The sequence below is a fragment of the Streptomyces sp. NBC_00683 genome, assembly GCF_036226745.1.
GTDB lineage: Bacteria > Actinomycetota > Actinomycetes > Streptomycetales > Streptomycetaceae > Streptomyces.
Genome location: NZ_CP109013.1, coordinates 2654297 through 2667507, shown reverse-complemented (window position 1 = coordinate 2667507; position 13211 = coordinate 2654297). Strand labels below are relative to the sequence as shown.

The 13211-nt window shown below is 69.0% G+C and carries 10 protein-coding genes; 3 read left to right on the top strand and 7 right to left on the bottom strand.

Going from position 1 to position 13211, the window contains the following annotated elements; all coding sequences use genetic code 11:
* Positions 1-296: 296 nt before the first annotated feature.
* From OG257_RS11620 to OG257_RS11610, 3 genes are all read left to right on the top strand, one after another.
* Positions 297-4166 (top strand): endo-alpha-N-acetylgalactosaminidase family protein, encoded by a 3870-nt coding sequence (locus tag OG257_RS11620; RefSeq protein WP_329207030.1) that lies wholly within the window; start codon positions 297-299, stop codon positions 4164-4166.
* A gap of 284 nt (positions 4167-4450) precedes the next feature.
* Positions 4451-6034 carry an acyl-CoA carboxylase subunit beta gene (locus OG257_RS11615; RefSeq protein ID WP_329207028.1) on the top strand — a complete coding sequence of 528 codons (1584 nt, stop codon included), beginning with the start codon at positions 4451-4453 and terminating at the stop codon, positions 6032-6034.
* A 71-nt stretch (positions 6035-6105) separates the two neighbouring features.
* Entirely contained in the window at positions 6106-6309 is a 204-nt protein-coding gene (locus tag OG257_RS11610; protein WP_329207026.1) for an acyl-CoA carboxylase subunit epsilon, read from the top strand.
* A gap of 116 nt (positions 6310-6425) precedes the next feature.
* Here OG257_RS11610 and OG257_RS11605 read toward each other — a convergent pair whose 3' ends face one another.
* From OG257_RS11605 to OG257_RS11575, 7 genes are all read right to left on the bottom strand, one after another.
* Positions 6426-7007, bottom strand: coding sequence for a GTP-binding protein (locus tag OG257_RS11605; RefSeq protein ID WP_205022613.1), 582 nt, complete (start codon positions 7005-7007; stop codon positions 6426-6428).
* Positions 6988-7632: a DUF742 domain-containing protein gene (locus OG257_RS11600; RefSeq protein WP_329207024.1), complete on the bottom strand. Its 645-nt coding sequence runs from the start codon at positions 7630-7632 to the stop codon at positions 6988-6990. Before OG257_RS11600 ends, OG257_RS11605 begins: the two co-directional genes overlap by 20 nt.
* A gap of 89 nt (positions 7633-7721) precedes the next feature.
* A complete protein-coding gene (locus OG257_RS11595) occupies positions 7722-8135 on the bottom strand; it encodes a roadblock/LC7 domain-containing protein (RefSeq protein WP_006127847.1) in 414 nt (137 codons plus the stop codon).
* A 10-nt stretch (positions 8136-8145) separates the two neighbouring features.
* Complete coding sequence (locus tag OG257_RS11590; RefSeq protein WP_329207022.1) at positions 8146-11343, bottom strand: sensor histidine kinase; 3198 nt, start codon at positions 11341-11343, stop codon at positions 8146-8148.
* 349 nt (positions 11344-11692) lie between these two features.
* Complete coding sequence (locus OG257_RS11585) at positions 11693-12274, bottom strand: GTP-binding protein (protein ID WP_128848843.1); 582 nt, start codon at positions 12272-12274, stop codon at positions 11693-11695.
* A complete protein-coding gene (locus OG257_RS11580) occupies positions 12255-12662 on the bottom strand; it encodes a DUF742 domain-containing protein (protein ID WP_003966010.1) in 408 nt (135 codons plus the stop codon). The genes OG257_RS11585 and OG257_RS11580 overlap by 20 nt, the downstream gene beginning before the upstream one ends.
* A gap of 134 nt (positions 12663-12796) precedes the next feature.
* Positions 12797-13210, bottom strand: a complete 414-nt coding sequence (locus OG257_RS11575) for a roadblock/LC7 domain-containing protein (RefSeq protein ID WP_168713747.1) — start codon at positions 13208-13210, stop codon at positions 12797-12799.
* Between the last annotated feature and the right edge of the window lies 1 nt (position 13211).

Genomic DNA, 13211 nt, shown 5'->3' with positions numbered 1-13211 from the left:
GCGGTGGGGGGCCGCCTGCGGTGCGAACCACTTTCGTCACGGGTGCCGCGACCGTCAAGACTTACGACTGAGAGCGCTCTCAAGAATCGAGATTCTTCACAACTCGACGGTTCGGAGGGGCATTTCGCAACCCTCGGTCGATGGTCGCGTGCTCGCGGTGAACAGGAACTGAACGCGTGACCCGGCCCGGCCCGATCCACCGCTCTTGGACTAACCGACCACGGTTGTTGGACTGGTAAGTCCCTCGGGGCGGTATGACGTTGACCCTGCCGAGGCCGGGGGATTACTCAGTCCTCATGTCGTCAAGATTCCGTTCGGCGGGCGCAGTCGCCGCCGCCTCAGCCGCCGTCCTGGCCCTCGTGGGGACCGCACTCCCCGCCGCAGCCGCCGACCCGCCGCCCGCCGCGGCAGCCGATCCCGCCGCAGCCGGCGCCGTCATCGCCTCGGAGCGGCTGTCCGTCTCCGTGGCCAAGGACTTCCCACGCGTCCTGACGTACACCGACCGGGCCAGTGGCGCGCAGCTGGCCGGCAGCACACAGCCGGTCACCGCCGTCACGCTCAACGGTGCCGCCCACCCCGTGCGGCTCAAGGGCGCGCCCGAGTTCACCGCCGGGGAGGCCCGCTACACCCTCGCCTTCGAGGATCTGCCCGGCGTGGAGATCGACACCACGCTCTCCGTGGCCGGACGCGCCACCACCTTCAGGGTGGCCGCCGTCCGCGACACCGAGGCCTTCCGTGTCGGCACCATCGACATACCCGGCCACGACCTGGTCTCCGTCGGCTCCACCGAGACGGGTGCCGCCACCGCGTTCACCCGGCTGGACCCGGACTCCACGAAGACCGCCGACGTGTTCGCGAAGGTCACCGAGGAGACGGCCGCCGACAGCGCGCCGCTCGGCGCCTCGTACGCCATCGTCAACAACGGCACCCTGGCCGCCGCCGTCGAGTCCAACTCCACGTACGACAAGCCCTCGGGCGCCACCGGCGGCGACGACGCCCGCTTCTGGCACCAGGCCCGCAAGGCCGCCGACGGCAGCGTCCGGGTCGGGGTGTGGTCCGGTCAGTGGACCTACCGGGGCGAGGGCGCGCCGAAGCCGGAGAGCGGTGCGAACCTGCCCTGGGCGAAGGTCGTCGTCACGCCCGACGCCAACGGCGACAAGGCCGTGAACTGGCAGGACGGCGCGGTCGCCTTCCGGTCCATCGGAATCACGGCGCCGGGTTCCGAGGACACCGCGAACCGGGTCATCACCCACATCCCGTTCAACTTCGCCAGCCAGGCCACCCACCCCTTCCTGCGCACCCTCGACGACGTCAAGCGGGTCTCGCTCGCCACGGACGGCCTCGGCCAGCTCGCGGTGCTCAAGGGCTACGGCTCCGAGGGCCACGACTCGGCCCACCCCGACTACGGCGGCAACTACAACAAGCGGGCCGGCGGCCTGAAGGACCTCAACGCGCTGCTCGAGGACGGCAAGAAGTGGGGCGCCACCTTCGGGGTCCACGTCAACGCCACCGAGTCCTACCCCGAGGCGAACGCGTTCGACGAGAAGCTCGTCGACAAGACGAAGCCCGGCTGGAACTGGCTCAACCAGAGCTACTACATCGACCAGCGCCGCGACATCAACAGCGGAGACCTCGCCAAGCGCTTCCAGCAGTTGCGCGACGAGACCGACGACAACCTCGACTTCCTCTACATCGACGTCTACTACTCGCACGGCTGGATCGCGGACAAGACCCTCCGGGCCGTGCAGCAGCAGGGCTGGAACGTCGGCACCGAGTGGGCCGACAAGTTCGAGCGCGGTTCGCTCTGGTCCCACTGGGCCAATGACCTCGACTACGGCGGGGCCACCAACAAGGGCCTCAACTCGAAGATCATCCGCTTCATCCGCAACGACGAGAAGGACATCTGGAACAACGACCCGGTCCTCGGCCAGACCGCGCTGGAGGACTTCGAGGGCTGGACCGGCGAGACGGACTGGAACGCCTTCTACGCCAACATCTGGGAGAGGAACCTCCCCGCCAAGTACCTCCAGCAGCAGAAGATCACCCGCTGGGACGGCAACGACATCACACTCACCGGCGGGGTGCGCGGCACGGTCGAGGACGGCAGCCGAACCTTCTACGATCACGGCCGCAAGGTCCTCAGCGGCACCGGCTACCTTCTGCCCTGGGACGGCGGCAAGAAGCTCTACCACTACAACAAGGCCGGTGGCAGCAGCAGTTGGGCCGTACCGGGCACGGGCGCGTACACCGTCTACAAGCTCACCGACAACGGCCGCGTCAAGACCGGCACCGTCCGGCCCGCCGGCGGGAAGATCACGCTGAAGGCCACCGCCGGACAGCCCTACGTCCTCTACCCGGACAGGGCGCCGCAGGCCGCCGACCCGCGGTGGGGCGAGGACACCCCGGTCGACGACCCCGGCTTCAACGACAGCGGGCTCGACGACTGGACGCGGACCGGCACCGTCACCCGTGACACCGACGACCAGGGACGCAACAGCGCCGAGCTCTCCGGCTCCGGCACGGCCGCGCTCTCCCAGCGCATCACCGGACTGAAGCCCGGCACGCGCTACACCGCCTCCGCGTTCATCGAGGTCGAGCCGGGCAGCAGCCGGCACACCACCCTCTCGGCCGGCGGGAAGTCCGTCGCCGTGGACCGGTCCACCGCCGAGGACCAGGTCGCCGCGTCCGACCGGCACGGCACGTACTTCCAGCGCGCCAAGGTCAACTTCACCGCCCCCGCCGACGGCCGCACCACCCTGCGCATCGAGGCGGCCGGCGGCAGCACGGCGACCGTGCGGGCCGACGACGTACGCATCGTCGCCAACGCCCCGGCGACGAAGCCGGGCACCGTCGCCTACGAGGACTTCGAGGACGTCGACCAGGGCTGGGGACCCTTCCTCAAGGGTGACGCGGGCGGCTCCACCGACCCCCGCACCAGCATCTCCCAGCTGCACGCCCCCTACACCCAGGCCGGCTGGAACGGGAAGCTCGTCGACGACGTGCTCGGCGGCAAGGAGTCGCTCAAGGCCCACGAGGAGAACACCGGCCTCGTCTACCGGACCGCACCGTGGACCGTCCCGATGACCGACGGCCGCCGCTACAAGATCGAGTACGACTACCAGTCCAGCCACGCCGGGGCCTACGAGTGGGTCGACGGATACGACCGGATCGACGCCGACGGCGCCCCCGCCTCCACCGAGACCCGGGCCACGCCGATCGGCAGGCAGCTCACCACCGGTCACTTCACCGAGACCGTCACCGCCGGCTGCGGAGACACCTGGACCGGGCTGCGCAAGCGCGGCGACGCTCCCGAGGGCGCCGACTTCGTGCTCGACGGATTCACGGTGACCGACCTCGGAGCCGCCCCCGCGGGCGAGCAGGCCGCCTGCGCCACGCTCGCCGTCACGGCCGGAACCCAGGCATTGGAGCCCGGAGTGGCCACCACGGTGAAGGCCGCCTTCACCAACCACGAGGCGACGGAGGCCACCGGCGTCGAGGTCGGACTGACCCTCCCGGAGGGCTGGACGGCACAGCCCGCCGGCCCCGTCACCGTCGACCGGGTCGCACCCGGCGCGAAGACGGAGGCGAGCTGGCAAGTCACCCCGCCCGCGGACGCCGCGTACCAGGCGTACGACCTGGCTGCCGCCGCCTCGTACACGGTGGCCGGCACCGCACGAACCCTCGGCGCGAACACCACCGTGCGGACCCTGCCCCCGCCGCCCGTCACCGACAGCTGGGCCAGTGACCTGGACTGGACGAGCTCGGAGAACGGCTGGGGCCCGGTCGAGCGCGACCTCTCCAACGGAGGGACGGGCGCCGGCGACGGCACCCCCCTGAAGATCGGGGGGACCGCGTACGAGAAGGGCCTGGGCACCCACGCCCCGGCGAAGGTCCGCTACTACCTGGGCGGGAAGTGCACCTCGTTCACCGCCGAGGTCGGTGTGGACGACGTGCAGACCTCGCGGGGGAGTGTGCAGTTCTCCGTCACGGCGGACGGCACGGTGAAGGCCGCGTCGCCCGTGCTGAAGGCGGCGGACACCGCGTGGCAGCTGGAAGCCGACGTCACCGGCGCGAAGTACGTCGAGCTGGCCGTCGCGGACGGCGGGGACGACAACGGCAACGACCACGCCGACTGGGGCAGCGCCCGCTTCCACTGCGGAAACTGAACCAGCGGGTTCTCACGAGGGGGCGGTTCCGGTTCCGGTTCCGCCCCCTGCCATTCTGGGTACGAGGTCCGCCGGGCCGGTGGATCCGCGGCGTGGCGCGCAGCCACCGATGTGCCCCACACCACAGACCCCTCTTTGTGGGAGAACCACAACGGGAGAGCCCCACGGGCTGGCAGATGGGCTGCATGGTGCGCCGGTTCTGTCAGGTGCCACCAGGAAACCGGGCAGGAGACTGTCCGGAGTCGACGGCACGATTCCCTGGGTCGGGTTCGTAGGGTCGATACATGACCGTTGTGGACGAAATCCCGGGCGAGCCGAGTGACACGCGTGGCCGGGTGGCCGAACTGCTGGATCTGCGCGAGCAGGCACGGCGCGGACCGAGCGACCGGGCGACCGAGGCACAGCACGCCAAGGGCAAGCTGACCGCCCGGGAGCGCATCGAGCTCCTGCTCGACCCCGGTACGTTCAAGGAGGTCGAGCAGCTCCGCCGCCACCGGGCGACCGGATTCGGCCTGGAGGCCAAGAAGCCGTACACCGACGGTGTCATCACCGGCTGGGGCACGGTCGAGGGCCGCACGGTCTTCGTCTACGCGCACGACTTCCGGATCTTCGGCGGCGCGCTGGGCGAGGCCCACGCCACCAAGATCCACAAGATCATGGACATGGCCATCTCGGCCGGTGCTCCGCTGGTCTCGCTGAACGACGGCGCCGGCGCCCGTATCCAGGAGGGCGTGAGCGCGCTCGCCGGGTACGGCGGGATCTTCCAGCGCAACACCCGCGCCTCCGGTGTCATCCCGCAGATCAGCGTGATGCTCGGCCCGTGCGCGGGCGGCGCGGCCTACAGCCCCGCCCTCACCGACTTCGTGTTCATGGTCCGTGAGACCTCGCAGATGTTCATCACCGGACCGGACGTCGTCAAGGCGGTCACCGGTGAGGAGATCACCCAGAACGGGCTCGGCGGCGCGGATGTGCACGCCGAGACCTCGGGCGTCGCGCACTTCGCGTACGACGACGAGGAGACCTGCATCGCCGAGGTCCGCTACCTGATCGGGATGCTGCCGTCGAACAACCGGGAGAACCCGCCCGTCACGCCGACCGACGACCCGGCCGACCGCCGCGGCGACGTCCTGCTGGACCTGGTCCCGGCCGACGGGAACCGCCCGTACGACATGCACAAGGTGATCGAGGAGCTCGTCGACGACGGCGACTTCCTGGAGATCCACGAGCGCTGGGCCCGTAACATCATCTGCGCCCTGGCCCGGCTCGACGGCCAGGTCGTCGGCATCGTGGCCAACCAGCCGCAGTCGCTGGCCGGTGTCCTGGACATCGAGGCGTCCGAGAAGGCGGCTCGATTCGTCCAGATGTGCGATGCCTTCAACATTCCCATCGTCACTCTGCTGGACGTACCCGGCTTCCTGCCCGGCGTCGACCAGGAGCACGGTGGAATCATTCGGCACGGTGCGAAGCTCCTGTACGCGTACTGCAACGCCACCGTGCCGAGGATCTCGCTGATCCTGCGCAAGGCATACGGAGGCGCGTACATCGTCATGGACAGTCAGTCCATCGGAGCCGACCTCACCTACGCCTGGCCCACCAACGAGATCGCGGTGATGGGCGCCGAAGGTGCCGCCAACGTCATCTTCCGCCGTCAGATCGCGGACGCCGAGGACCCCGAAGCCATGCGGGCCCGCATGGTCAAGGAGTACAAGGCCGAGCTGATGCACCCCTACTACGCCGCGGAGCGCGGCCTGGTCGACGACGTCATCGACCCCGCCGAGACGCGCGAGGTACTGATCGCCTCTCTCGCGATGCTCCGCAACAAGCACGCGGACCTGCCGTCCCGCAAGCACGGCAACCCCCCGCAGTAGTCGCAGCCGCCCCGGCAACCCCGGAGGTGTAGACGACCAGCTGCCCAGAACGTCCAGAAGACGGAGACACCATGAGCGTCACTCCCGCCGAGTCCGTGCTGCGCGTCGAGAAGGGCCAGGCCGGCCCCGAGGAGCTCGCGGCCATCACCGCGGTCCTGCTCGCACGCGCCGCCGCCCAGCCCGACGCGCCCGCCCACAGGGGCCGTAACCACGCCGGATGGCGCCGACTGGAGCGCACCCCCGGTTTCCGTGCCCCGCACAGCTGGCAGGGCTGAGAAGGGCCCCTCAGGCCCCTTCCGGACCCCTCAGGCCCCATCCGGGCCCCGGACGCACAGAAAGGCCCCGCACTCCCTCGGGAGTGCGGGGCCTTTCGTGTGCCGTGTCCGGGACCTCAGCGCAGGCGGGCCATCAACGCGTGCTCGACCAGCGTGATGAGCGCGCTCTTGGCGTCCCCACGGTGACGGGCGTCCGTCGTCAGGATCGGGGTGTCGGGGCCGATCTGCAGGGCCTCGCGCACCTCGTCCGGGGTGTAGGGCTGGTGTCCGTCGAAGCCGTTGAGGGCGATGACGAAGGGGAGGCCGCTGTTCTCGAAGTAGTCGACCGCGGGGAAGCAGTCGGCGAGACGGCGGGTGTCGACGAGGACGACGGCGCCGATGGCGCCGCGGACCAGGTCGTCCCACATGAACCAGAAGCGGTCCTGGCCCGGTGTACCGAAGAGGTACAGGATCAGGTCCTGGTCGAGGGTGATGCGGCCGAAGTCCATGGCCACCGTGGTGGTGGTCTTGTCCCCGGTGTGGGTCAGGTCGTCGATGCCCGCGGACGCGGACGTCATCACGGCTTCGGTGCGCAGCGGGTTGATCTCCGAAACGGCACCGACAAACGTGGTCTTACCCACGCCGAAGCCCCCTGCCACCACGATTTTCGCCGAGGTGGTGGAGCGGGCCGCTCCGCCGCTAGAGCTTGCGAAGTCCACTGAGCACCCTTTCGAGCAGTGTCACGGCTGGTTGGCCGCCGGCGGCCTCGTCGCCGCCGGGCTGATGGATAGCGACGAGTCCGGCCTCGGCCAGGTCGGCGACGAGGATCCGGGCAACGCCGAGGGGGATCGTGAGAAGGGCCGAAATCTCGGCGACCGACTTGATCTCGATGCAGAGCCGGCAGATCCGCTGGTGCTCGGGCAGCTGCCCTTGGAGCCTCGACGGATCGGCCGTGGTGCTGACCAGTGCCTCGATGGCGAGCTGGTACCGCGGCCGGGTCCGGCCGCCGGTCATGGCGTACGGACGGACCAGCGGGTTGTGCGCCGCGGGCTTCGACGGCTCGGGCGCCTGCCGCTGGACCGGCTGGATGCGCGACGGAGGTGCGTCGTAGCGCTGCGGGGGCTGCTGCTGCGGCCACCCGGAACCCGGCTGCTGCGGCTGTTGCTGGGGCCAGCCGCCCCCCTGCGCGCCTTGCGGCGACTGCTGGGGCTGCTGGTAGGGCTGATACGGCTGATAAGGCTCTTGCGAACCCTGCACGCCGGGGTGGTTGAAGCGGTTGTCGCCCTGCTCACCCGGAACGTGCCGACCACCCTCGTACGGGTGTCCGCCTGTGGGTGCTGCCACGTTTCCTCCTCCGACTGCCGGTCGCCATCCCAGTGGTGCCGCGCCACCGCACCTTATGGCGCGGTGACGAGAAACGCACTGTCTGTCTGTCAGTTAAGAAGACTTCCCTGGAGCTCGGCGCGAAGATCCGGGGTGAGAACACTTCCTGCACGGTCTACGAGAAGCGCCATTTCGTACCCAACCAGACCGATATCGGCGTCCGGGTGGGCAAGGACGGCGAGTGAAGATCCGTCAGAGATGGACATGATGAAGAGGAATCCTCGCTCCATCTCCACAACGGTCTGGTTGACTGCGCCGCCCTCGAAGATCCGGGAGGCGCCCGCGGTCAGCGACGTCAGACCGGAGGCGACTGCCGCCAGCTGATCGGCACGGTCACGCGGGAAACCTTCGGACATCGCCAGCAGGAGTCCGTCGGCGGAGACCACCACCGTGTGCGACACCCCAGGGGTGTTGTCCACGAAGTTGGTGATCAACCAGTTCAGATTCTGCGCCGCCTGGCTCATCGGGCTCACACTAACGCTCCTGGTTGTAGGTATTACTTGTGTCCGACCCCGCGGTACGTCCCCGCTGGACACCACGTCGCAGATTGCTCAGCCTGCCACGTACGTCCTCGGGGGCACGGGAGACCTGTGGGCCGCCCTGCTGGGTCTGCTCCGCCGTTCCCTCGACCAGATTGGCCTTGGGCACGCGCCGGGGGAGTCCGGACGGGGTGATTCCGCCCGCCTTCGGATCCTTGAGCTTCTCGGCCCGCTCCCAGCGCTCGTCGTTGGCCGAGCGCCAGTCGTCGGGGCCTTCCCCGCTCGCCGGTGCTGTCTGCGGCGGCTGAGGCTTCTCCTGCTGCTTCGGCGGTCGCTGCTGCTGTTCCGCCGCCGCAGGCTGATCGTTTCCACGGCCGGTGGGCTGCCAGTGCTGCTGGCCCGCACCCCGGCGCGGGAGACCCGCGGTCGTCAGGTCGTGACCGTTGTTCGGGGTGGGCCCCGGACGGTCGAAGCCTACGCGCTCCTGCGGCTCCGCGGGGGCGCTCGGAACAGATTCCGCTTCCGGCTGCGCAAGCGGCTCGTACCCGCCCTGGTATCCGCCCTGATCCGCCCAGTCACCCTGGTGGGTCTGGTCGGACTGAGGGGCGAACTGGTCGGCGTACTGCTCCTGCTGGGGCTCCGGTGCGGCGTACGAAGCTTCCGCATAGCCCTGCTGGGGCTGCTGGTAGCCACCCTCGGCGCCGTACTGCTCGTAGCCGCCGTCGTATCCGGGCTGTGCGTAGCCCTGCTGCTCCTGGCCGTACTGCTCGGGCGCGTACTGCTCCTGGCCGTACTGGTCCTGGGCGTAGCCCTGCTGACCCGCGCCGTTGTCCTGGAACGCCTGGTGCTCGGGTCCGGTCTGCGCCTCCAGCGCGGCCCGGCGCTCCTCACGCATCAGCGAGCGGCCGACCGGGTCGAGCTGCGGGGAGTCCGCAGCCGGGGTGTCGTACCGCGAGTCGTCGAAGCCGAGCTCCGCCGCCGTACGCATCGGAGCGTGGTGGGCGGGCAGTTCGAACGGCTGCGGCTGCTGCTGCTCGGGAATGATGGAGGAGACGGTGAAGTCGCCCTGCGGCGCCGACTCGCCACCGCCACCATGGGTGATCGCGTCCGGCAGCATGACCAGCGACGTGGTGCCCGCCTGCTCGCCCGAGGGGCGGAGCTGGACGCGGATGCCGTGCCGGTCGGCCAGCCGGCCGACCACGAACAGACCCATGCGCTGGGACACCGCGGCGTCCACGGTCGGAGGGTTGGCCAGCTTGTGGTTGATGTCGGCGAAGTCCTCGGCGGTGAGGCCGATTCCCTTGTCGTGGATCTCGACCATGACACGGCCGTCGGGCAGCCGGGTCGCGGTGACGCGCACCTTGGTCTGCGGCGACGAGAACGTGGTGGCGTTCTCCAGCAGCTCGGCGAGCAGGTGCACGAGGTCGGTCACGGCCTGGCCGTGGATCTCGCTCTCCGGAACACCGGTGAGCTCGATGCGCTCGTAGGACTCCACCTCGGAGGAGGCGGCACGCAGGACGTCGACCAGCGGAACCGGCTGGTTCCAGCGGCGGCCGGGCTCCTCGCCGGCGAGGACGAGGAGGTTCTCGCCGTTGCGGCGCATACGGGTCGCCAGGTGGTCCAGCTTGAAGAGGCTCTCCAGCTGGTCCGGGTCGGCCTCGTTGTTCTCCAGGTCGGTGATGAGGGTCAGCTGGCCCTCGATGAGCGACTGGTTGCGGCGCGACAGATTCGTGAAGATCGCGTTGACGTTGCCCCGCAGCATGGCCTGCTCGGCTGCGAGCCGGACCGCCTCGCGGTGCACCTGGTCGAAGGCGCGGGCGACCTCGCCGATCTCGTCCTGGGTGTTGATCGGGATCGGCTGCACCCGGGTGTCCACCCGGCCGGGCTCGGTCCGCGACAGCTGGTCGACGAGCATCGGCAGGCGCTGCTCGGCGATACCGAACGCGGCGGTACGCAGCTGGCGCATCGCGCGGCTCATCTGTCGGGCCATGAGGCCCGCGATGATGAAGGCGGCCAGCAGCGAGATGATCACGATCGCGGCGTTGACGATGGCGTCGTTCCGGGCGCTGGACGAGATGTCCGCGGCCTCGGTGACGGCCTTGTCGACGAGCTCGTCCTCAACGGTGGTGTAGCCGTCGAACTTGGCGGTGGCGGCGGCCATCCAGGTCTCGGGGGTGATCCCCTTCTTCCGGAGGTCCTCGGGGCGCTGGCCCTGGCCGATCTGCTGGGCCATGCCGTCGAAGACCGAACCGTCGATGCTCGGCGGCGCCACGAAGGGCTGACCGGTGGCCGCGGCCTGCTCCTTGGCGGCCTTGAGCTGCTTGGCGCCCTCGGCGGCCTTGCCGGCCATGACTTCCTTGAGCCGCGCCACGTCGGCCTCGGTACCACCGGAGACGAACTCGCCGAGGGCGATCTGCTCCAGGTAGTTGTACGAGCCGAACGCCTTGACCTGGGCGTCGAAGGTGGCGTTCTTCTGGCTGGGGCGAACCAGCAGGTGCATACCGATGGAGCGCTGAAGCGATTCTGCGGCCTTGGCCAGCTCGATCGCGTACACGGTCCGGCCGTAGGTGGTGATGTTGCTGCTGCCCAGGCCGAGCTCGTTGGAGAATTCCATCAGCGAGTGCTGGACCTTGGTGTAGCCCTCTTCCGTCTTCACCGGGTCCATCGCCTCGGCGTAGGCGGCCTTGCGCAGCTCGGGGAGGAGCGGCTCCTCCACCTTGAACAGCTTGAGGCGGCGGTCGAGCCCCTCCTTGTCCGGCATGCCCTGGACGGCGGTGTCGAACTTCGTCGCCGCTTCGTCCGTGATGGCGCGGGCGTCCTCGACCTCGGCCGCCGTGCGCTTGTTGGACAGCAACGGCTGGGCGGTGAGGTCACGCTCGTTGAGCAGTGCCTGACCGTACTCCGCGGCCGCGCGGACGACCTGAGCCGTCTTCTCGGCGTCCTGGGCCTCGTTCCACCTGTCGACGGACCCCTTCACCTGGAAGCCGCCCATGACCAGGCCGACCAGCGCGGGAATCAGGAGAATCGCGTTCAGCCGGGTGGGCACCCGCCAGTTGCGCGGCGACAGCCGACTGGTGCTGCCACCTGCCGGTTCCGCCTCGGATATCTCCGCAGGCGACACCGCAGCGCGCGGCGGCGGGGTGAAGTTGCCCCGCTCCGGCTGCGCCGCGGAGCCCTCGTTGCTTCGCCTCACTCGACCAACAACCTCTCGGCGTCGGCACCTACGTTGTGCCGGATTATTCGTTCAGGGCCGTATTACTCGGTAGTTCGACGCATTGCAGCACGCGGACCGGCCGCGTTCCAAACAGTCGGAATGCCTGATTCCGAGTGGCGCGCGCCTCAGATAAAACGGGCATAAAGAACGAGCCCCGTCAAAAGGCGGGGCTCATGTGAGCACAGTGGTACCGCTCGGATGCGTCGGGTGCTGATGCCGCTTCAATTCTCTGTCGAAATGTTATGAACACGGGGGCGGATCGTGTCAAAGGACACAGGCCGCCCCCGCTTGACTACAGCAACTTCCGTAGATCAATACCGACTTCGCGCTACTTGAGCCGCGCCATCAAAGCGTGCTCCACCAGCGTGATCAGACCGCTCTTTGCATCTGCGCGGTGACGGGCGTCCGTCGTGATGATCGGTGCGTCGGGGCCGATCTGCAGGGCCTCACGCACTTCCTCGGGAGTGTAGGGCTGGTGTCCGTCGAAGCCGTTGAGGGCGATGACGAAGGGGAGGCCGCTGTTCTCGAAGTAGTCGACCGCGGGGAAGCAGTCGGCGAGACGGCGGGTGTCGACGAGGACGACGGCGCCGATGGCGCCGCGGACCAGGTCGTCCCACATGAACCAGAAGCGGTCCTGGCCCGGTGTACCGAAGAGGTACAGGATCAGGTCCTGGTCGAGGGTGATGCGGCCGAAGTCCATGGCCACCGTGGTGGTGGTCTTGTCCCCGGTGTGGGTCAGGTCGTCGATGCCCGCGGACGCGGACGTCATCACGGCTTCGGTGCGCAGCGGGTTGATCTCCGAAACGGCACCGACAAACGTGGTCTTACCCACGCCGAAGCCCCCTGCCACCACGATTTTCGCCGAGGTGGTTGCGCGGGCTGTCCCGCCGCTAGAGCTTGCGAAGTCCACTGAGCACCCTTTCGAGCAGTGTCACATCCGGCGCGCCGCCGGCCTCTCCATTGCCCGGCTGGTGGATGGCCACCATGCCGGCTTCCGCCAGGTCCGCCACCAGGATCCTGGCCACGCCCAGCGGCATGGACAGCAGGGCCGAAACCTCGGCCACCGACTTGACCTCACGGCAGAGGTGGCAGATCCGCTGGTGCTCGGGGAGCAGCGTCCCGAGGTGAGCGGGGTCTGCTGTTGTGCTGACCAGCGCCTCTATCGCGAGCTGGTAGCGCGGCCGGGTCCGGCCGCCGGTCATTGCGTACGGACGGACCAGCGGCTGGTCGCCTTCACCGTCGTACGACGCGTGGTGCAGTGCGCCGTACGGATCAGGTGAGGCGGGTGGCGGGGTCATGAATCCTCCGGGCGTGACAGCAGGGTGTCGCCTTGCCGTCGGGAAGGGCCGGTGGGGGGTCTTTGACGGCCGGACGGGTGAGGGTTTCGAGTAGTACCTGGGGGGATCGTGTCAGGGGTCTGCTGCATGGCCGCCTAGTGGAGCAGACTGCCTTGTAGTTCGGCGCGGAGGTCAGGGGTGAGTACCGACCCCGCGCGGTCGACGAGGAGTGCCATCTCGTACCCGACCAGACCGATGTCCGCGTCCGGGTGGGCGAGAACGGCCAGAGACGAACCGTCCGAGACGGACATGAGGAAAAGGAATCCTCGCTCCATCTCCACAACGGTCTGGCTCACGGCGCCGCCTTCGAAGATCCGGGAGGCACCCGCGGTCAGCGACGTCAGACCGGAGGCGACTGCCGCCAGCTGATCGGCGCGGTCGCGCGGGAAACCTTCGGACATTGCCAGCAGCAGGCCATCCGCGGAGACCACCACCGTGTGGGACACCCCTGGGGTGTTGTCCACAAAGTTGGTGATCAGCCAGTTCAGATTCTGCGCGGCCTGACTCATG